The sequence below is a fragment of the Desulfofundulus sp. TPOSR genome (assembly GCF_011393055.1).
Lineage (GTDB): Bacteria > Bacillota > Desulfotomaculia > Desulfotomaculales > Desulfovirgulaceae > Desulfofundulus > Desulfofundulus kuznetsovii.
On sequence record NZ_JAAOEF010000003.1, the window covers coordinates 554,043 to 573,743 of the forward strand.

General features: G+C 58.8%; 25 protein-coding genes. 24 read left to right on the forward strand and 1 reads right to left on the reverse strand.

All coding sequences use genetic code 11. The annotated features are described in order from the left end of the window. Window positions 1-44 precede the first annotated feature (44 nt). The 3 genes from G7K71_RS13595 to G7K71_RS13605 all read left to right on the forward strand — a co-directional run bounded on the left by G7K71_RS13595 (window position 45) and on the right by G7K71_RS13605 (window position 1,397). Window positions 45-458, forward strand: a complete 414-nt coding sequence (locus G7K71_RS13595) for a hypothetical protein (RefSeq protein ID WP_166347324.1) — start codon at window positions 45-47, stop codon at window positions 456-458. Between the two features lie 2 nt (window positions 459-460). After that, complete coding sequence (locus G7K71_RS13600) at window positions 461-964, forward strand: Holliday junction resolvase RecU (RefSeq protein WP_166347327.1); 504 nt, start codon at window positions 461-463, stop codon at window positions 962-964. Window positions 965-1,097: 133 nt separating this feature from the next. Further along, window positions 1,098-1,397: a hypothetical protein gene (locus G7K71_RS13605; RefSeq protein ID WP_166347330.1), complete on the forward strand. Its 300-nt coding sequence runs from the start codon at window positions 1,098-1,100 to the stop codon at window positions 1,395-1,397. On the opposite strand, the gene G7K71_RS13610 is transcribed toward G7K71_RS13605, so the two are convergent. After that, window positions 1,371-2,162, reverse strand: coding sequence for a hypothetical protein (locus G7K71_RS13610; protein WP_166347333.1), 792 nt, complete (start codon window positions 2,160-2,162; stop codon window positions 1,371-1,373). The genes G7K71_RS13605 and G7K71_RS13610 overlap by 27 nt on opposite strands. Window positions 2,163-2,333: 171 nt before the next feature. Between G7K71_RS13610 and G7K71_RS19510 the strand changes: the two genes are divergently transcribed. The 21 genes from G7K71_RS19510 (at window position 2,334) to G7K71_RS13715 (ending at window position 19,567) form a co-directional block, all read left to right on the forward strand. Next, window positions 2,334-2,654: a phage N-6-adenine-methyltransferase gene (locus G7K71_RS19510; RefSeq protein WP_243174908.1), complete on the forward strand. Its 321-nt coding sequence runs from the start codon at window positions 2,334-2,336 to the stop codon at window positions 2,652-2,654. Between the two features lie 169 nt (window positions 2,655-2,823). Continuing rightward, entirely contained in the window at window positions 2,824-3,219 is a 396-nt protein-coding gene (locus G7K71_RS13620) for a stage V sporulation protein S (RefSeq protein WP_166347336.1), read from the forward strand. Window positions 3,220-3,236: 17 nt separating this feature from the next. Continuing rightward, window positions 3,237-4,373, forward strand: coding sequence for a DNA polymerase III subunit beta (gene dnaN / locus G7K71_RS13625; RefSeq protein ID WP_166347339.1), 1,137 nt, complete (start codon window positions 3,237-3,239; stop codon window positions 4,371-4,373). A 7-nt stretch (window positions 4,374-4,380) separates the two neighbouring features. Beyond that, a complete protein-coding gene (locus G7K71_RS13630; RefSeq protein WP_166347342.1) occupies window positions 4,381-4,974 on the forward strand; it encodes a ParB/RepB/Spo0J family partition protein in 594 nt (197 codons plus the stop codon). Then, window positions 4,962-5,996, forward strand: a complete 1,035-nt coding sequence (locus G7K71_RS19910) for a DUF4417 domain-containing protein (protein ID WP_166347345.1) — start codon at window positions 4,962-4,964, stop codon at window positions 5,994-5,996. The genes G7K71_RS13630 and G7K71_RS19910 overlap by 13 nt, the downstream gene beginning before the upstream one ends. A 42-nt stretch (window positions 5,997-6,038) precedes the next feature. Further along, window positions 6,039-6,239 (forward strand): hypothetical protein, encoded by a 201-nt coding sequence (locus G7K71_RS13640; protein WP_072870219.1) that lies wholly within the window; start codon window positions 6,039-6,041, stop codon window positions 6,237-6,239. Between the two features lie 328 nt (window positions 6,240-6,567). Next, a complete protein-coding gene (iscB, locus tag G7K71_RS13645) occupies window positions 6,568-8,073 on the forward strand; it encodes an RNA-guided endonuclease IscB (protein WP_166347348.1) in 1,506 nt (501 codons plus the stop codon). Between the two features lie 5 nt (window positions 8,074-8,078). After that, on the forward strand, window positions 8,079-8,924 hold the full coding sequence (locus tag G7K71_RS13650; protein WP_166347350.1) for a PHP domain-containing protein: 846 nt from the start codon (window positions 8,079-8,081) through the stop codon (window positions 8,922-8,924). Window position 8,925: 1 nt separating this feature from the next. Beyond that, a complete protein-coding gene (locus tag G7K71_RS13655) occupies window positions 8,926-9,231 on the forward strand; it encodes a hypothetical protein (protein WP_166347353.1) in 306 nt (101 codons plus the stop codon). Continuing rightward, the gene (locus G7K71_RS13660) at window positions 9,228-10,178 is read left to right on the forward strand and encodes an ADP-ribosylglycohydrolase family protein (protein WP_166347356.1); all 951 of its coding nucleotides are present in this window, start codon (window positions 9,228-9,230) and stop codon (window positions 10,176-10,178) included. Before G7K71_RS13655 ends, G7K71_RS13660 begins: the two co-directional genes overlap by 4 nt. A gap of 18 nt (window positions 10,179-10,196) precedes the next feature. Further along, window positions 10,197-10,799, forward strand: a complete 603-nt coding sequence (locus G7K71_RS13665; protein ID WP_166347359.1) for a hypothetical protein — start codon at window positions 10,197-10,199, stop codon at window positions 10,797-10,799. 207 nt (window positions 10,800-11,006) lie between these two features. Next, window positions 11,007-12,548, forward strand: a complete 1,542-nt coding sequence (locus tag G7K71_RS13670; RefSeq protein WP_166347362.1) for a hypothetical protein — start codon at window positions 11,007-11,009, stop codon at window positions 12,546-12,548. Between the two features lie 31 nt (window positions 12,549-12,579). After that, complete coding sequence (locus G7K71_RS13675) at window positions 12,580-13,287, forward strand: hypothetical protein (protein ID WP_166347365.1); 708 nt, start codon at window positions 12,580-12,582, stop codon at window positions 13,285-13,287. Beyond that, a complete protein-coding gene (locus tag G7K71_RS13680; protein ID WP_166347368.1) occupies window positions 13,284-13,505 on the forward strand; it encodes a hypothetical protein in 222 nt (73 codons plus the stop codon). The genes G7K71_RS13675 and G7K71_RS13680 overlap by 4 nt, the downstream gene beginning before the upstream one ends. Before the next feature lie 6 nt (window positions 13,506-13,511). Next, entirely contained in the window at window positions 13,512-16,007 is a 2,496-nt protein-coding gene (locus G7K71_RS13685; RefSeq protein ID WP_166347371.1) for a hypothetical protein, read from the forward strand. Window positions 16,008-16,305: 298 nt separating this feature from the next. After that, window positions 16,306-16,581, forward strand: coding sequence for a DUF2325 domain-containing protein (locus G7K71_RS13690; RefSeq protein WP_166347374.1), 276 nt, complete (start codon window positions 16,306-16,308; stop codon window positions 16,579-16,581). Continuing rightward, on the forward strand, window positions 16,571-16,951 hold the full coding sequence (locus G7K71_RS13695; RefSeq protein WP_166347377.1) for a hypothetical protein: 381 nt from the start codon (window positions 16,571-16,573) through the stop codon (window positions 16,949-16,951). Before G7K71_RS13690 ends, G7K71_RS13695 begins: the two co-directional genes overlap by 11 nt. A gap of 9 nt (window positions 16,952-16,960) precedes the next feature. Then, the gene (locus G7K71_RS13700) at window positions 16,961-17,335 is read left to right on the forward strand and encodes a hypothetical protein (RefSeq protein WP_166347380.1); all 375 of its coding nucleotides are present in this window, start codon (window positions 16,961-16,963) and stop codon (window positions 17,333-17,335) included. A 16-nt stretch (window positions 17,336-17,351) separates the two neighbouring features. After that, a complete protein-coding gene (locus tag G7K71_RS13705; protein ID WP_166347383.1) occupies window positions 17,352-18,149 on the forward strand; it encodes an inositol monophosphatase in 798 nt (265 codons plus the stop codon). 15 nt (window positions 18,150-18,164) lie between these two features. Continuing rightward, window positions 18,165-19,178 carry a ParM/StbA family protein gene (locus G7K71_RS13710; protein ID WP_166347386.1) on the forward strand — a complete coding sequence of 338 codons (1,014 nt, stop codon included), beginning with the start codon at window positions 18,165-18,167 and terminating at the stop codon, window positions 19,176-19,178. 50 nt (window positions 19,179-19,228) lie between these two features. Next, window positions 19,229-19,567, forward strand: coding sequence for a hypothetical protein (locus tag G7K71_RS13715; RefSeq protein WP_166347389.1), 339 nt, complete (start codon window positions 19,229-19,231; stop codon window positions 19,565-19,567). Window positions 19,568-19,701 lie beyond the last annotated feature (134 nt).

The window sequence follows — 19,701 nt, forward strand, 5'->3', positions numbered from 1 at the left end:
TGTCGCTGGCACAATTCTGGCGAGGGCGGGAAAGGGGTGATTTTGTGGAATTCATAATCGGCCTTTTCATTGTGGCGGTGACATTTGGTGCAGGCATACCTGCCTGGGTCGCTTACGCCCTGACGGGCGATGCCGAAACTGCAAGGTTGGCAGCCTGCTGGGGAGGGTTCGGTACGGCAGAAATTCTCCTGTTGTGGGGTATTTTTGCGGCGGTGAACGACGAATTTTGGTTTTCCCTTGTTGCCTGTGGTTTTCTCGGGTGCCTGCTGGGAGTATGTGCATGCGGTCACTACTTCATGATTACTGGAAGAATCGTCGAAACGCTTGCTTTTGCCAGGATAACGCTGGCAACTGCTTTTACTGGGGTAATATGCCCGATATTTGCGGTTCTGTGGAAGGAAAAGCTGTCGCCGACTTTTCGGAAAAAACACATCTTCAGACGAATGAGGCAGGTATGAAGATGAGTGCTATCTTTCAAGCCAACCGCGGACAGGCATTGGAAGACCTGATAAAGCAGGCCAACGACCGGTACCGCGCCCAGAAGCTGGCCGTCATCCACAAGGTTCCCACGGCCTGGGTCCCCATTCGGGGGCCGGGCGGGAAAATAGTCAGCGCCAAGGTGGAGGAAAAGGCCGCCGTGGACTTCCTGGGCCACGTCTTCCTGCCTTCCGGTTCGCTCCCCCTGGCCTTCGACGCGAAGGAGGTATCCAGGGGCGACAGGTGGCCTTTATCGAAGCTCGAACCGCACCAGTACGAATATTTGAGAGACTGCGCCCTCACCGGGGCGTTTTCTTTTGTGCTGATAGGCTTCTGGGAACTGAACAGGTTTTTCGTCCTGCCGTTCCCGGAGCTGGAGAGGCGCTGGGTGGCGTGGAGGGGTAAGACCGGTCCGGCGTCGGTGCGTGCCGGGGAACCGGGTCTGGTGGAAGTGAGGTTTTTGGGGTATTTGAGCTTTTTAGGATAGTGGTGAGCGCAACGGGCTTTAAGCGATATCTCAAGCCGGTTATAAAGTTGGGGTTTTCTTTTTTTAGTTAAGCCAAGGGTGGGCTTTGGGGATATTTAAATTTATTAATTTTAAGAATAAAGGAGGCTTATTGATGTCCTGGGTTATTGTTAACATCATGTATGGGATAATGTCTTTTATATTGCTGAACAAATTGCAACGGCAAAAACATCGGCTTCTTGTAGTGATGCTTGTTAATTTTGTATTGGTTATAGTGGGAGCAGGATATCTAATGTTGATGCTTAGTCGAGAAAACGTTGCAACATTACTTATGTCTTGTAAATTAAATCTTTACGAATTTACCATGCTTCCAGTCATTTTATCAGCATCAGTTTTGGGGCCAGTTTTGTTTACCCTGCGATCATTTTTAGAAAGTGAAGTTAAGAGAAGATAAAGATGAAATTGTATCGGTAATAAAAAGGTAACCTAAAGATCCAAAAGCAAAAACAATGATAATTATGCTAACAAGAGTTGACCAATCATATTTTCCCCAAAACTCACCTCTAGTTACTTGTTTAGCGATTATTATATTTAACATTACGGAGAATATAGTAAGGGCTATGGTAAAGAAAATCCCGATAGCAAAATTGACAAGATGAAAATCGAGATGAACCGCATTAAAACCCCCAAACTTAAAGGCATTTGCCACAGTATTTATTTGATTTTCAATATAATATCCAGGATGATCCATTTTCCACCAAAGGTAGCCAATCCACCCCCATGATAGGAGGTTTATTATTATCGCAAAAATTAATTTTAGTGGTGTATTAATACGTAAACGTGATGCAATCTGCCATATCCTAATTATTAGAATTACACTTAAAAAGAAACTAAAAACAATAAGATAGAAGCTCCATGTTACGATAGTTTTATAATATAACGATATCATTATTTCCAGAGCAATGTTTATTGCTAGTCCAATTAAAATTAATAATATCCACTCATTCGAGTCGCTTTTCTTAGATTGTGGTGTTTTGTTGTGATAATCATTATAATGTTGATGAATGACAGTATTTCTCTGCTGGTATTCAATGCTAAAGAAGTTATGCCCATGTACCTGTATATATTGACTAGCTTTCTTGGCTCCAATTTGACTTAATAACCACGCTAATATGCTACCAAATGCTGCTGAAGCAAATGACACAATCCAGTTGGACATTAATAATATAACCTCCTTAAGTTGAAGATATTTAGTGTTAGTATTATTTTAGCTTTTAAATCGTTTGTGAGAGGTTTTTGACAAAAATAGTGAAAATCCTTCTTTTTTTGATGAATACAATTCGAGTTGTTTGGGCAATTTTCGACTTTGATAGAATGGAGATTGGCAAATATGTTCAACAAAAGCATGTTTTCTTCGCAAACCGGGGAATGGGAAACCCCGGCTTCATTTTTTGCTACGCTGAATACCGAATTTCATTTCACCCTGGACGTCTGCGCCAAGCCGTGGAACGCCAAGTGCCCGCGGTATTTTACGCCGGAACAGGACGGCTTGCAGCAACCTTGGGCACCGGAGATCTGTTTTTGCAACCCGCCCTACGGCCGGGAGATCGGGAAGTGGGTGCGGAAGGCTTTCGAGGAGGCGCAGAAGGGTGCAGTGTGGTCTGTCTGCTCCCGTCAAGGACGGACACCCGCTGGTGGCACGACTACGTGATGCGGGCCGCCGAGATCCGCTTCGTCATAGGCAGGCTGAGATTCGGCGGCGCACCCGGCAGTGCCCCGTTCCCCTCGGCGGTCGTAGTCTTCCGGCCCGGCGAACACCAGCTCAGGGTGAGCTCCATGCATGCCAGGTTTCCAAATTTTGAGAAAGGGGTTGAAGAACAATGCCGCGTGTCAAACTCAAGGGCCGCGAACCGGCGAGGTTCAGGCCCTACTTCATGACGCCGCCCGCGCCAAGCAACGGCAGCGTATACCGCAAGAATCAACCGGATGAAGCCCGCCCGCCGCTGGTCTTCCACACGCGCGTGGCCTCCGCATCCGACCCGGAAAAAGTGGCTGGCTCCATAGCCAAGGCGCTGGCCGAGGGGCACGGCGTGGAGGTGCGGGCTACGGGCGAGGCCGCGCTCGCCCGGCTTCTCCTGGCCCTGGGGCTGGCCCAGGCGTTCACGCGCAAGAACGGCGGCGCCGCCCTGGTGGAAGTGGACGAAGTCGACCTCGACGGCGGCTCCGTGCGCGTGTCGGTATCGGGCCGCTGGCATTCCAATTTCAAAAAAGCTTAAAGAGGTGATCTTTGAAAATGCCTGATGTCATTTACGTCGACCGTGCTCGCCTGTCCGGGGCGGTCCAGTTAGCCCGGAAAGCGGTTTCGGTGCGTTCCCCGTTTCCCGTGCTTTCATGCGTCCGGCTTTCTTCTGGCGGAGGAACCCTGACGGTCGCCGCGACGGACCTGGACAGGGAGATCGAGGTCGCGGTACCCTGCCGGGGCGGTGACTTCGAAGCCGTACTCCCCGCGAGAGAGCTGGCCGAACTTTTGCGGCTCCTCCCCGATGGGGAGATCGAGGTCGAGAAGGACGGGGACGGCGCGGTAGTGCGCTACGCCGGTAACTCGGCGCAAATCAGCGGTTTCCCGGCGGACCAGTTCCCCCAACGGCCGGAGAACGCCCGGCTCGCCGGGTTTTCCACCGGCGCCGGGGACTTGAGAGACGCCCTGAAGCGGGTGGTTTTCGCCGCTTCGGACGATCCGACCCGGCCCGCGTTCTCGGCAGTCTGCGTCGACCTCGAAGGGGCGGGGGTAAGGTTCACCGCTACGGACACCTATCGGCTGGTGACCCTTCCGCTGGAAGTCCGGCGGTTCGGGGAAGAGCGGAAGGGCGTCCTGCTGCCGAAGGAAGCGGCCAGCGACCTGGCGGGCATACTGGGGGCTCTTGAGGGGGACGGAGAAGCGGAAGTCTTTTTCGACCAGTCGGGGGCCGAGGTGCGCGCCGACGGCGTACGAATGTGGTTCCGGCTGGTCGCCGGTACTTTCCCGCCGGACACGGCGCGGTTTTTCGACGTGCCGCATTCTTTCGCCGCGGAGATCCCCGACAGGCGCGGTTTCGAGTCGGCGCTCCGGCGCGCCGAAGTGTTCGCGGAGTACGATAAAAACAAAGCTCCCACAGTTCACCTCCACTTCTCCGGTAACACGCTGACCGTGTCCGGCGGTTCCGACAGGGGCGGCGTATTCGAGAAAATCCCGGCTGTCGTTGGCGAAGGAGGGGAACTCCGCGACAGCTTCAACATCAAATACCTCCTCGACATACTGGAGGCATTAAAGTCGGAAAGTGTTTTGTTCAAGTTCTGCCGGGACACCGGGACAAACCCTTACGCTTTGATAACGCCGTCCGGACAGGGGGAGGACGGCTACCGGGCCATCGTCCTCCCGGTGAGGAAGTGACGGGAGAGTGATCCAGCTTTCCCTGGACTTCGGAATTCCCGCCCCGCTTTCCGGCCCGGAGAGAGCGGGGCCGACCCCTGAGGTATCCGGTGACGTCCTCCCCCTGCCCGGCACTGAGGACCTCTATCCCGAGTTCCGCCTGGTTTCGCCGGACGAAATCCAGGCGGACCCGCACCAGACGCGGCGCAATTTTCCCCGGGAAGGACTCCTCGATCTCGCGGCCAGCATCGCCAGGGTGGGGCTGATAGAGCCCCTGGTAGTGGAGGAGAACAGGGGACCCGGAAAGAGATATGTCATCATAGCCGGGGAGCGGCGCCACCGGGCTATTATGCTGGGCCGGGAACTCTGGCCGGACAACCCGCACTTCCGGGAGGTGCGCTGCCTGGTGTACCCGCCCCTGCCCGGCGAAGTGAGAGCGGCGTTCCAGCTGGAGGAGAACCTGAAGCGGTCCGGGCTCAGTCCTTACGAGATAGCCGCCGGACTGCACCAAGTCAAACTGTGTATGGCTAAAAGCAGGAAGCGTTCTTCACCCGCCTGGGACGAAGTGCTGGCGGCACTGGGCATTTCCCCGGGGAAGGAGACGAGGAAATGGCTTCGTTGAAGTCCTCCTGCAACTGCGACGACTGCCGGTTTTACAACCTCTGCGGCGGCTGCCATCCGGAATGCAACCACGCCGGGTGCGCCAGGCCGTGCTCTTCCTGCCCGGTGCGGTGCCGCCGCCGGGAGGACGTGGAGGCATGGATCAGGGACGTGGGGGGTACCCTGGACCTCTCCTTCCCCCGCACGGTGGACTGGCCGCCGGTGCCGGGAGACCTCCCTCCCGTGGTCCCAGAGGTGGACGGCTACCGCACGGCGGAGTACGATGCCGCGGCGAATCACCCTGCGTACGCCGTCGGCGCCTCCCGGGTCTTTTCGAAGAAAGGCGCGGGCCTACGCCCGAGGTGGCGGGGCCGCCGGGCCGCCGGGGTACTGGGCCTGCCTCCAGGGAAAAAGGTGGTTTTGCACATGTTCGGCCCCGACGAGCTGATCGAGCGGCTCTGGACGGAGCAGTTACGCTGCCGGTTATGGGATCAGGTGGCGGGGGCGGGGTTCGCCCTGGTCCTGGGGCCGAACTACAGCGTCTACGGCGAACACCCCCGCTTCGAGCATCTTATCAACATGCGGCGGAGCCTCCTGGCGGCAGTACGGCTGGCCTCTCTGGGAGTGCCGGTCGCGCCCAACGTCTACTGGTGGACGGAGAGAGACCTGGAGCGGTGGTGCAGGTGCGTGGAGAAACTGAAGATCCCGGCGATCGCTGTCAACGCCCAGACCTACCGGACGGAGAAGGACTGGGCGTTCCTGCTTGCCGGGCTGGAGTATATGGGTGCGAGGCTCGGGGACAGGGTGACCCTGTTTCTGAACGGGCTGTCCCGGCCGGAGAGGGTTGCCGCTGCCCGGAAGGCGGTCCCCCGCGTGGTGTTCGTGAGCCGCGACCTCCAGATGCGCGCCCAGCACGGGAGACTTTTCGGGGCGCGTAGAGGCGAGTATGCTTACGGGGAAGCGCCCGCACTATTCAGAAAAAACGTTGAACTGTTCCAGCAAAATCTACGCTTGCCAGCCCTTGACAATGTAGTGCAATCATGATATAATGAAAGCAAGATACGAGGTTTGGAGGTCGCGGTACTAATGTCAGGGAAGGTCAAAGCAGTGCAGGTGCGGTTGACGGAGGAAGAGTGGCGGTTCCTGCGCTATCTGGCTGTCGAGATGGATACTACTGTTTCCGAGATTTTCCGGAACTACATCGCTTATTTGCGGCGCGGGGGCAAACCCGTCGGGTTCGAGGAAAGAGAAAGAAGGTACGGAAGAGGTCATAGACCCCACGCCTAAAGGCGGGGGCTTGGCCGGAGGCAACTCCCGTCAGGTCTCCACTTTGGGTGGAAAGCTGCTCTCTGGAGCAGCGCTATGACCCGCCTCAGTGTGGGAGCCTGCGGACCAGGCGGTTGAACCACGCTACGTTAAGGGGGCCAACACACCCTGGGATGCTTCTCCAGTCCCATGCCCTGTGGTGCGGCATTAAACAGCGAGCGGGGGTGTCAGCGAGCAGTGTGCCGCACGCAAAAAACCTCCTTAACATTGGCCAGGAGAGACGCCCGGGCTGGTCCGGCCCGGGCGCGTCACGAGCCCCGTAAGGGGTCTCCGAAAGGGGAAGGTTTTCATGGTATTTGTACTGGATAAACACAAGAAACCGTTAATGCCCTGCACGGAGAAGCGAGCCAGGTTGTTGCTGGAACGCGGCAGGGCGGTAGTCCACAGGATGTCCCCGTTTACCATCCGGCTTAAAGACCGGACAGCGGAAGAAAGCAGGTTCCAGCCGCTGCGGTTGAAACTTGATCCGGGGAGCAGGACCACCGGATTCGCTGTTCTCCGGGAAGATACTCCTAACAGATCTGAGGTTATCTTGCTGGGGGAGATCCACCACAAACCAAGTATCAAGGACGGACTGGACGTCCGGAGGAACCAGCGCCACAGCCGGCGGAACCGGAAAACACGGTACCGCGAGCCGCGGTTCAACAACCGGCACCCGGAGAAATGCGCAGTCTGCGGTAAAAATGCGCAGCACGGCAGCCGGTACTGCCGGCCGTGCGAGAAGGCAAAGAACTTTGTCGACAACGGTCACCGGGAGGGACGGCTGGCACCGTCGTTAGAGGCCCGGGTAAACCAAACATTAAGCGTGGTCGATAAGTTGACCAGATGGTTGCCCATAACGGCCATCTCCACTGAGCACGTCAAATTCGACACGCAGCTGATGCAGAACCCGGATATATCTGGCGTGGAATACCAGCAGGGAGAACTTTTTGGCTACGAAGTCCGGGAGTACCTGCTGGAGAAGTGGGGGCGGAAATGCGCCTACTGCGGCAAAGAAGGCGTGCCTCTGGAGGTGGAACACGTCGTACCCCGGAACCCGAAACGCGGGCCGAGAGGTACCGACCGCATCAGTAATTTAACGCTGGCCTGTGAGGAATGTAATAAGGCAAAAGGTAACCTTCAGCCGGAAGAATGGCTGGAGAAATTAAAGCAATCCAAGCGGAAACTTGATCAGGTTCGGGCGGAAAATCTACCCAAAATATTGAGGAAGCTCAAGGAGCCGCTGCGGGACGCAGCACTGGTAAACGCTACCCGGTGGGTGCTGTACGACCGGCTCAAGAAAACTGGCCTGTCGGTAGAATGCGGCACCGGGGCGCGCACCAAATACAATCGTCTTAAGATGGGTCTGCCCAAGACCCATTATTACGACGCCTGCTGCGTGGGCGAGAGCACACCCGAGAATCTCGCAATCAACCAGGAGTACGTCCAGGTTTGGACGGCCCTCGGGCGGGGGACCCGGAAAATGTGCAATACCGACAAGTACGGTTTCCCAGTGAGTCACCGGACCAGACAGAAAATGTATTTCGGTTTTACGACCGGCGACCTGGTGATGGCTGAAGTACCCGAGGGTAAGTACGCCGGTCGTTGGGTAGGCCGGGTGGCCGTACGCGCCAGCGGGTACTTCGACATCAAGGACGGCTCGGGAAAACGGATATGCCAGGGTATATCATACAGGCACATAAAACTCCTGCAACGTGCCGACGGGTGGCAGTACGAAAAAATTCGGGTAGAGAAGGGAGGTAGTGGCGGCGCCTCCTCCCCAGGCGTAAACGCCGGGGCTTCCGGCGCCGCATAAATTTGGTGAAAGCTAAAACCAAAAAGCAAAAGAACCGGGTTTTGAGCGTCGACTTCCACACCCACCCGCTGGCGGACCGGTACTACTGCAGCTTCACGTCGCCCCGCGTGCCGACGTTGCGGGATGCGGAGGACATCGCGGAGTTCCTGGCCGCGGCGTCTTCCCGGGATATAGACGTCATAGCGGTCACCGACCACGACTGTGTCGCTTCGGGGTGGTTCGCGAAACGGGTGACCAGGGAGGCCGGGCTCCCTATACTGGTGATCCCCGGCGTCGAGATTACCACCAATTTCCGGGGCTGGCGGGTGCACGTCCTGGCCTACAACCTCAAGGAGGACCTGCCCCCGAACACTCTTGCCCCGTGGGAGGCGGTGGAGGAGGTCCACGCCCGGGGCAGCGTGGCGGTGCTGGCCCACCCGGCGAGGAACGGGGAATACGGTCCGGAAATTTTCTTCCGCTGTTTGAACGCCGGCGTTGACGGCGTGGAAGTAAGGAACCGGATGAACGGCAACTTTGATCCAGCGTATTGGCTGGGCGAAAAATCGGAGTGGAACGAAAGGTTAGTGATGCAGACCGCGGGGAGCGACTGGCACTGGTACGGCAGCCGGCTGACCGTACCGGGGGACTTTTCGGTGGAAGTCCCGGTGGACTGGCTCATTGGGAAAGGGCTGATCACCCCGGAGGAAGCCGGGACGGCGCTTTCGAGGCGGGCCGCAAGGGAACGGGAAAAGCGGCGCAACCGCGGGAAAGCTGCCGGAAGGCGGAAGGAGCGGGGCAGGAGTTATGATGGTTTGAATTCCTGGTGGCGTGAGTGGGATATGGAATATTATGCCGGAGAGGAGTGGGTCTAGGGTGCCCAAGTGTTACGTGACCAAAGCTGAGCGGGACGAAATTCTCTACTTAACCGACCAGATACTTTCCCCCATGACCCCGCGGCTCAAAACCTTCGTGCACGCGGAGAAATGCTACGGGAACAAGTGCAAGAAACAGTGTGCGGAACCGAAGGTGTTCGTGGGCATCCAGATCCAGGGGTGCATACCTCTGGACGCGCTGGAGAAGCTCACCGAGGGGCAAATTGCCGCGGAAGTGGAGAAGGCGCTGGCCGAGCTGTTCAAGGCGCCCGAGACGGCGCAGGAGAAAGCGGGTGCGGGGAGATGACCAACCTGGCCGACAGGGTCCGGGGCGGTATCTACGGTCTGGCCGTGGGAGATGCCCTTGGTGCCACTTTGGAATTCATGAGCAAAGAGCAAATCCAGGTCCGTTACGGGACGCTACGGGACATTGTAGGAGGCGGCTGGCTGAACCTCCGGCCCGGAGAGTGGACGGACGATACGGAAATGGCTCTGGCCGTGGCCGAGGGGGTAATCAAGGACCCGGAGAACCCCGTCCCGCACATCGGGGAAGGTTTTCTCCGCTGGCGGGCCGCCAACCCCCCGGACATCGGGGCCACCATCAGGGCCGCTTTTCACGCTTATGACCGGTTGAAGGATTGGCATCTGGCCGCTGAGGAAGTACACGAACGGGTAGGTCGGACGGCCGGCAACGGGGCGCTCATGCGGACGCTGCCGCTGGCGTTCGCCTACCCGGACGCGGCGGACCTCTACGTACGGTGCATGGAAGTAGCCCGGATGACCCACTGGGACCCGGAAGCGGGGCTGACGTGCTTCATCTACTGTCTCACGGCGCGGGAACTCTGGTCGGGCATGCCCTTCGCGGAGGCATACGGCTTGGCGCTGGACGTGATGCAAGACGTCGTCCCCCGGGGGGAGATGGAAGACACGGCTTCCAGGCTCGCCCGGAGGCTCGGGGACGTGGCCGGCTGGCCGGAGGAGCGCCTGAGGCCCACCGGGTACACGGTGGACACCATGGCGTGCGCCCTGTGGTGCGCGGCAAACGCGGAAAGTTTCGAGGAAGCGGTGGTCAGAGCGGTGAACCTCGGCGGGGACGCCGACACCGTGGGGGCGGTCACCGGCGGCCTGGCCGGGGTGATGTACGGGTATGACGCTATACCGGCACGGTGGCTGGATAAGTTTGACGGAAGGCAAAAGGAAAGGCTGGACGGCGTGGTTATCGAGCTTGTCCGGCTGGCGAGAAAGAATTTTTGAAAAGGGGGATCCGAATCCATGGGTATGAAGATACATACACCGTTTTTCACGGAGGATGAAATGAAAGCCTACAAGTTCCGCGCGGGAGAAAAACTCACCATATACCGTTTTCTCGAAACTCCCGACCCGAGCGTAATGCCGCCCATCTGGCCGACGGTGTTCGTAATTGTCCTGGAGGACGGTCGGTGGGCGTGGGCGGAGGTGCCGACACACTTCTACAGGGCGGACGCGGTCCCGGCGTTCGACGAAAAACTGGGCGGGTACTCCGACTGGCGGCTCGGCCAGAAGTGGCCCGGCGTGTTCCGGCGCATCGAGCCGCAGAACATGCTTGGCGCGCTGCAGTACTGGGTAGAAGAGGGCTGCAACGGCATAACCAACGACGTGGGGGTCGTTGAGCGCGTCGTCGTCGACCTGGAGGACCGGGAGGCCATGGAGAGGGAGGCGGCCCGGATCATGGGCGAGGACGGGGACAAAATGCCGGAACTCATCGTTCCCGTCACCGGGATGAATTTCCGGCGGTATTTCGGGGAGATCGCCGTCCAGGAGTCCATGCACCAGGTGGCGATATGGGAAGCGGCGGGCGAGACCGGGGTGGAATTGCCTCCGCCGGTTGCTTCGTAGAGGATAGATTTTCGCCTGAAAAAACCGAAAATTTCCGAGTCCGGCTTCTAGATAGATTACCGGGCTTTTTTTTTGTTTTCAGATGGGAAAAGAGGAGGGCATCAACTATCTTTACTGAAGTGCGAAGCATGATGGGTTAATCCCATACTTTTTACTTTTTCCAGAGTTGTTAGAAGATAGTAGAAATCTGAAAGGAGGCGATACTGCATGGGCGGCGGCGGCAAAAAGAAACACAGCGCAGCGGGTCTCGGCGGCGGTGCCGGTTTAGGTGCCGGCATCGCGCCGTCCGCCGCGCCGGACGCGTCCGCTGTGGCGGGAGGCAGCTTCACGCCCGACCTGGCGGGCTACCAGGCGCTGTCCCAGGCGGTTTCGAAAGGGTACGGGGGTGACTACTACGGGCCTGTGGCCCCCAAGGTGGCCGCGGGGGCTGCGAAGGTGGTGTCCTCCTGGCCCGAGGTTACCCTGGTCGGCCTGGGCAAGAAGAAAGGCCTGAAACACGCCGTTCTGTCGGTGAGCGGGGGAGCCGCTGGCGGCGCTTCACCCGTATTGAAGGCGGCGGTCAACCCCGCTTACCCGGACGGGACGGCCGCGATTGGAGAGGTCAACGAGAACGCGGAACACGACTTCCAGGAACTCCCGCCCCAGGTCCAGTCCAGTATCGAGGAGAAGGAGAAGGCCGCGGAGGACTTCGTGGTGGCCGGCGTAACCCCTGACGGTGCGGCGGTCGCCGTTTCGCCGGTGACCCTGGACCCGGTCGCGCTCGTCCAGAAGGCCCGGGAGTCCCTGAAAAACGGCGTGGCCAACCTGAAGCTGGGTATCTCGGAATTCTCCCAGAAGGCGAAAGGCATCCTGGACGTGCTCCGCTTCTTCGAGAAGGTCAGGGAAGAAGTCCCCCGGGTTGCGCCCGAGGAGTTCAGCACGCTGACTTTTTCGTTCAAGCGGGAGGCGAAAGACCTGGGCGGCGTGCACACGAAGTACATATACGCCGACCAGCACGGGCGGGAATGGCTCTTCAAGCCGGACAAGCACTCCGGCGGCGCGGTGGCCGAGGCCGAGTCGGCGGCCTCCCGCGTGGCGCGGCGCGTGGGCCAGCCCGGCGTGGACGTGTACGTGACCGAGACTCCCCACGGTAAGGGGAGCGTCCAGCCGTTCCTGAAGGACGCGAAGAAGCTGGGTTCCGACCCCACCGCGTTTTCCCCCGCCCAGGTGCGGGCGCTGGTGCGGGAGCACGTCGTATCCTGGGCCACGTCCGAGCATGACGCGAAGCACGACAACTTCATCGTCACGCCGGGCGGCGCCCTCGTCGGGGTGGACAAGGGCCAGGCGTTCAAGTACTTCGGGGAAGACCGGCTCTCCCTGGACTACCACCCGAACAAGGTGCACGGGGCGGAAGAACCGGTCTACTACGCCCTTTACCGGGCGGCCAGGGAGGGCAAGGTGAAGCTCAACCCCTACGACGCCCTTCCGGTCATAGAAGCCTTCGAGAAGATATCCGACGGCGAGTACCGGGAGATGCTCCGCCCGGTCGTGGAGGCGGCAATGTCCTCCCCTTCGAAGGACCAGATCGCCTGGTGGAAGCGGATGGAGAAATTCGCGGAACAGCGGCTCGGATACAAGCCGTCAGACCAGGAGGTGGCCGAGGAGTTCCTCCGCCGGGCGTGCGAGCGGAAGAACAGCCTCCGTAAGGACTTCGCGGAGTTTTTCGGCAAGGTGCTGAATACCGCAGTGGACTTCAGTTATGGTCAATGATAGTCAAAGTCAAATGGGAGGGTGAACGACAGTGGACGACTGCGACATCTGCAAAAATAACGGCACGTATCTTTGCGATATTTGTTGCCATAACTACGAGGATCAATTTGAACCAGTGAACGATGATGAAATCAAAGAGATAGAACTTAAAGAATTGCGCAAAAGGATTCAAGAGGAGCTCATGCCGCAGAAAGTTCATGTTAAGGCATCGCCGGAACTGCTGGACGCCTACAATCTGGTCAGCCGGTTCGCCAACATGGAAGACTGGGGACTGCGGTTCGTTGCTGTAGAAGCCAGGGAATCTTTCCTGGCGGCGACAAATGCGGAAATTCTCTGCCGGGTAGATTGCGAGGTACCCGCTGAGCTTCAGGATAAAGGAATTCTTGAGCTCACGGAAAGCTGTGCTGAAGTTTGCCGCAAGAGCGGCTGGCCGGAATATGAAAGCGCCGTAAGGTACTGGAACGCGTCTCCGCCCCTGTGGCACCGCTGTGAATTCAATCCCGATTTTGTGAAAGACATTCCCGGCGAGGACGCGGTAAGGCTAGCGTTGCCTTCAAAAACAGTTCTTCTGAAGAACAAATACTTTCAAATGGTACTTGAAGCGTTTGGCGGAGAAAAATTTGACGTGTTTTGGACGTCAAACGAGTTCGACCCGGTTCTGTTCGTCACAAACAAAATCAGAATAGGTGTAATGCCTTTAGTGCTGGCGGGTCTCCGAGAGGAGGAGGGATCCAGTTGACGAGCATAAAACGCAAACCGCTGGACTGGGACTGGCTGGAAATATACAGGGAAGAGGTCGACCGGTTGGGCATGCCGCACTGCGCGGTTTGCGGCAGACGGCTGCACGTCGGAGACGAGGTTGACGGCGCCTGGCCCTGGTTCGAAGATTTTAACCTCTGCCGGGACTGCCGCGGAGCCGGTACCTCTCCCGGTGGAACTGGCGGGGCACAGGGGTGATCTCCGGTGGGCGGCGGAAGCAAGAAGAAGAAAAGCGTCCACGCCCTGGGTGCGGGTGCGGCCATTTCTCCCGCTCTGGCTCCGGAAGCGCCGGGATCCGACACTTCTTTTGGAGTCACGGTCACCATGTGGGGTTTGTATTGGAACTGGCAGTCCGACGCTTTCAAAAAATATCAGGCAGGCGAAATCAGCGCGGCTGAATTGTATGCCCAAGCGAACGAAAAAGCCCAGGAACTGGGCATAGCCGTTCCGCTGGACATGGGGCATTTGGCGATATTAAGCAGCGACCAGGAAAAGCTGAAAAAAGAACTGGCCCCGCTCGTTGAGACTGGAGAAGTGCAAAAGCCGCCAGATTTTGATTACATCGGGGTCGTCCCTGTTGACAGCGTTTTTTGGGATTTTTACGACGACGAGTATGCAAAATTTCTGGAAGGTAAAATAACCTACGAGCAGTTCCAGGAAAATCTTAAGAATGAAGCGGCGAAACAGGGTTATGTGAATGCGGGGGCGGTCCAGGGAGAGCAGAAACCATTTACGGATGTTTCGGCTTCCGCGCATCCTGCACAGCCGGCGGATGAACAGGGAGGTACGGGTAAAGAGGAGGGAGCACCGGGAGCCGCAGAGGCAACCCCATTTTCTCCGTCCGCACCGCCTCCTGCCTGGCTCCTGGAAGCCAGCCCCGTCAGAGAGGATTTCTGGGACGGCGTGGCGGAGGCCGGTCCGCTGGGAAGGCCTTTCCTGGTCGCCGGGCCGGACATAGAGGATCAGACGTTAACCGCGACTTTGTTCAGGGACCCCGGCGGGGACTCTTCCAAGTCCCGCCTGGTCCTGTTCGGCAAGGTGCGGGAGGAATCCGAGACCAAACTCCTGGATGCCCTGGATCTTGAGGGCGGCCACACCGTAAAAGTCAAGCGCCAGGTGGAAAAGGAAGCGCCTCTCCCCCTGGACGAGCAGGAGGGCCTGTACGCGCAACTCTTGAAGGTAGCCAAAAGCGTCAACCACCACACCGGCGAGGGCAAGGACAACGTGATCCCGGACCACACGCTGAAGGGGATGGCGGAACTCAGGGCCAAGCTCGAAAAACTGCAGGACAGCGCTCAGGACGAAAAAGTCAAGGCCATGCTGGGGCACTACATGTCGCAACTTAAGGCGGTGGAATCCGCCGTGGCCGCTAAAGCAAAAGCTCCCTTCGTGACGCAGTTCACCGCGCCTCAAACGGTCGAGGTGGAAGAGGAGGTCGTCGTCCCGGCGGGCAAGGGGGAGGGTCTCCCGGCCAGGAAGCGCACGGGCTCCCGGATAAACGCTTCGGAGTCCGGCGGGTCGGCCGTCTGGGACGGTACGCGGGAAGAAGACGGCTTTTACGGCGTCGAGTACCTCATAGATCTCGGCGACGGCTACCAGGCCGTGTACCACCCGAACGACAAGTCCGTGCCCTATTCCCTCCGCGGCACGCTCGAAGTAATAGCCCCGCCGGGGGTAAATGACGGCAGGGGAGCGCTGCAGAAGCTGAAACTCCTGCATTTGCACGCCGAGCCTCCCTCCTCGGCGGAAGAGGCTGAAGTGATGTACCTGGAGCGCAACGTCTGGGCTCAGGGGTACGAGAAGGACCCGGAGTACAGGGCCGTCGGCGAAACCCTCAAAACTTTGGAGATGAAGCAGGAAGCCAGATTGCTGGCGGCGCTCGACGGCGCCGCCTCTAAGGGGCTGGTGGAGGAGGAAATGCTAGCACTGGCCAAGGAACTGGTGCTCCAGAACCAGCGGGCGCTTCTTGCGGAGAAGACCCGGCTCTTGAAGAGGTTCTTCGAGAGAAAACTCGGCCTCGCCCCGGGCGGGCTGGACAGGCTCCCTACCTACCGGCCGGTACCCGCGGCGGCGCAATCCCGGAAGGGCTTCCACTTCTGGAACCGGTTCGACCTCACGCCGGAAGCCGTGCGGGAGAAGACCGAAGGTTACTGCGTCGTGCACGAGATCAAGACCGCGCCCGGGAAAAAGGTTGACATCCTGTGCCGCATGATCGAGAACGGCGGCGTCCTCGCCTCCACGGAGTTGCGGCGGCGCATGGGCGTGAAGCACTCAGGGGTGTCGTCGAAGGAGGACATGGTCACCGGCGGCGCGAGCTACGCCTTCTGCTTCTTCCGCAAGAACAAAAACCAGAAGGACTTCGACATCGTGTGGGACCCGGAGACGCTCCTGACCCGGTCGGACTGGTTCGCCACCAAAGGGGACGACTTCGGGGCGGTGAACCCTGAGGACCATCACTACAACGTTTCCGGCAGGACCAGGAAGGTTGAAGACCTTCCGAAATACGAAAGTACCGGGAGCGGGAGCTGGCGCGCCCAGGTAATGTTCAAAAATGGAGTGGATCTCTTTGGTGCACACCCTCCGCGCGCCATTTTCGTGAGCAACGAAAATGAGAGGCAGAAGGTGCTGGCTTCCTTTGCCAAAGTGGGGGTGAAGGAGCTTGGGGGGAGGCCGGTGGAAGACGTAGTGAAAGTAAGGTAGCGAAGGAGGTCGGAGGGGAGAGGACAAAAATACAAACGGCCCGCCCTGGTCCGCATAGGTATCGTTCAGATACCTGGAGGCGTGGCGGGCTCTATTGGTTGTATTATAAAACACATTACCGCATAGTACAACTTTTTTTAGATCCCGGCCTTCCGCCCGGGGAGGGCGGCGTGGCTGGCGGGCGGTGTCCGGCCGGGATAAAATATCACCCCTGCGGTCGCACGGTTCGAGCGCATGGAGTATACCGTCCGGGCCGGGAGTTTTCCCGGCCCGCTGTTTTTTGCAGGAGGTGATTTTAATGCGATGTCTTGTCGTGGGAACTGATCGTCTGGGTGCGGCGCCGACAATACTCAGACAAAAGTTTGGCGTCCGGGAGGTCGTCCACTGGGACGGACGGAGAAAGAAACTGCCTGAAAGTCTTCCGAAAGGTACGTGTCTGGTTGTGGTCTACACAGGTTTTGTTTGTCACGCCCTGATGCACCGAGTCAGGGAGCTGGCCCGGAAGGCCGGGGTGAAGGTGGTGTGGCTCAAGCGTGGGCTCTCTGAATTGGAGGTGTTGAGCAGTGCGGGGTGATGGTGGTTGTGGACTTGAAAGGGCGGCACGCGCCTTTTTAGGCGCCCTCGAACTGGCGCAGGATACCGGTGCCGAAATCAGGCTGACACCCGTGATGTGGGAGGGAGTGGAAGCCGTAAGGGAATCGCTGCAGGAACTTGCTGGAAGGTACGGCCCCGAAAAAGCTGAGGAACTTGCTTTTTCCGCGCTGGGTCTGGAGCAGGCCAGGTTCCGGGAAGCGCTCGAAGGAGTACGACAGGCGCTGTACGAAGCCAGGAGGCTGACGGCAGGCGCGGAATTCGGCTATGGGGATGCGGCGCGGGCGGTGGATCTGCTGGAGAAGGCGGTCCACCAGGTAAGGTGTGTGGCTAACGGGATGAGGGGAGCGTAATGTTTAGCAATGTCCTACCTGACGTATCAATCACCAGGTTTTCTCGACGTGATTGCGTCTGCAACAGTTCTCCTGAACAACGCGTTATTGTTCTTCACCACTTACCGCCTTTTTACCGGAAAATTTTTCACGAGGGCGGTCAAGGGTAGTGCCCTGTCTGCGTTTGCGGCGGCTGTTTTTATAGTTTCCTGTGCAGCCGTGCGAATATTGGTCCATGCTGTTATTCCTCCGTCGAAGGTTGTTGTTGTGATAGTTATTCTAGCCTTCGGGTTGGCTGTGGGATTTGCAGTGCTTTTTGTGCTCAATTTCCTCTTTATCCGGTTAGTAGACAGCGTGATGAAGCGGTTAACGAGAGGCGAAAGCTACCGCTCTTATCTCCTGTGACAAGGAGGAAATGTCGGTGGATTGTCGATACATTTCGGAAGCGGGCAGACGAGCGGTTTTGGAAGGAGCTACCGCGGCGCTTGCTGCAGGCCGGAAGACGGCAAAAATTAAGGGACGGGACGTAGTGACGGCAGCAGATCTTGCCGCTCAGGGAGCGGTCAGGAAGGTTCTCGGGCAGCACTTTCCCGGCGTTCCTGTCCTTTCCGAGGAAGATTCGGGGGCACTGCTCGATGATGCTGTTGAGCTTCCCGGGGATTGTTTCTGGGTAGTAGACCCGGTTGACGGTACTGTTAACTTTTCCCGGGGATTGCCTTTCTGGAGAATATCCGTGGCTTTCTTCTCCGAAGGAAAACCTGTTGCCGGGTTTGTCTATGCGCCCGAGTTAGACGAACTGTTCGGGTGCGTGACAGGTTTCGCCCCTGCCCTCAACGGGAAGCCGGTCAGGCCGTCGGCAGTGGAACGCCTCTCGGAGGCCCTTATTGACATAACTTTGCTTCCAAACTTTCCGGAGGACACCACACGGGGTGTCCTGGCTGTTACCGGCACCCTCGCCAGGGCGACAAAAGGAGTAAGAGTGCTGATTTCCGGCGCCCTATCGCTGTGCTGGGTAGCCTGCGGGCGGCTGGATGGGTTGGTTTGCCACGTGGGCGGTTTTTTCAGTTTTGCCGCCGCTAGCGTTATCGCCAGAAAGGCTGGTTGTGTTCTCACTGATTTCTCCGGAGTTGAGTATCGACCGGGGTATAGCCGGAATTTGGCGGCTGCATCTACGCCCGACCTGCATCGGGAACTATTGGAAATTGTGCAATCATTTTGAGGAGGCGATATTTGGATGATTATCGGTCTCGACGTTGGTTACGGCTATACCAAAGCGGCGGCGGAGTCCGGGGAGCGCGTCCTGTTCCCCTCCGTGGTGGGCACCGGTTTCGAGCGTAGGATGGCAGGGATGGTTTACGACGGCACTTCCGAAGCCGACAACTACGACCTGGTGGTTCCCGGCGACACTCCGGAGCACTACTTCGTCGGCCACCTGGCGCTGTCCCAGGCGCGGGACGCCGCCCGGCCGTTCTCGGACGAGAGGAGCACCGCGGGGGAAATCAAGCCGCTTCTCCTGGCCGCCGTGGGTGCCCTGTGCAAGGGCGAGCCGGTAACCATGGTGACGGGTCTCCCGCTGGAGCCGTTCTTCAAACAGGCCCCGGGGTTGAAGAAGTCGCTGGAAAGGCTCTCCGGCACGGAAATCCGGCTGAACGGGAGTCCGGTCAAAATCGTGTTCGAGGACGTCGTCATGTTCCCCCAGGCGGTGGGCGCGCTGTACGGGCACCTCGTCCGGGGCGGCATACGCCCTTCCGGAATAATCGGCCTGGTAGATGTGGGGTTCAAGACCACGGACATAATCCTCTACGACGCGGGAGCGAAGAAACCGCTGGAGGGGTACGCCGACACCATCCCGGCGGGCACCAACGACGTGGTCGTGGCCGTGCAGGACGAGATAAAGCGCGAGGTGGGCATGGCCCCCAATCCGGAGTGGGTGGAGGAGGCCGTGATCAGGGGGATCCCCCTGACGTTCGACCGGAGGAAGTTCGACGTGCCGGGGATGGCCGCGGCGAAATCCGCGCAGTTGGCCGAACTGGTGGCCTCCCGCGTGGCGCGGCGGTGGAGCGACTGCCTGAAGCGCCTGGAAGTGGTGTTCCTGGCTGGCGGCGGCGCCACCCTGGTCCAGGGTACCGTGTCGCGCCTGGCGCGTTGCGAGGTACTGCCCGACTCCCAGTTCGCGAACGCCGCCGGGTTCCTAGCCAAGGGTCTGGTTACCGTGGCACGGGGGAAAGCCGGTAACGGCGGGGACTAAACCCGCTTTACCGCGCAATCCGTGCCACGGGGGAACACGGCCCGCGCGGGGTGTGGCACGCAAAGGCCGTCCCTGCCGCACAGGGCAGGAACGGCCGGTGCTGGAGGTGTGGCACGCTGATGGCCGACAAGTCCTACCGCATAAAGTTCAGGGTGCCGCCCGACGTGGCGGAAGTGCTGGACGCCCAGGCCGACCGGGCCGGCTACGTGGCCCGCGCGGTGACCTGGTACGCCCGCTTCGGAGCTCCGTGCCTTCAGAAGCTCGACGCACTCCTGGACCTGGCGGCCCGGGGCCAGGCGAAGCCCGGGGTGAGCGGGCCGGGCGGCGAGAGCTCCGGTCCCGGTGTCAGGGACGACATCGACGACGCCTTTTCGGATTTTGTGCTCTGATTTTTCTGTTCTGTTCCGCCTGTTTCCCTTAAGGCGTGCGGGCGGAACGGAATAACGCCAGTTTTTATACTCGAATACAATTTCTTTTCTGTTATTATATTTTAAGGCTCGAAAGTATAATAACCATATTTTGG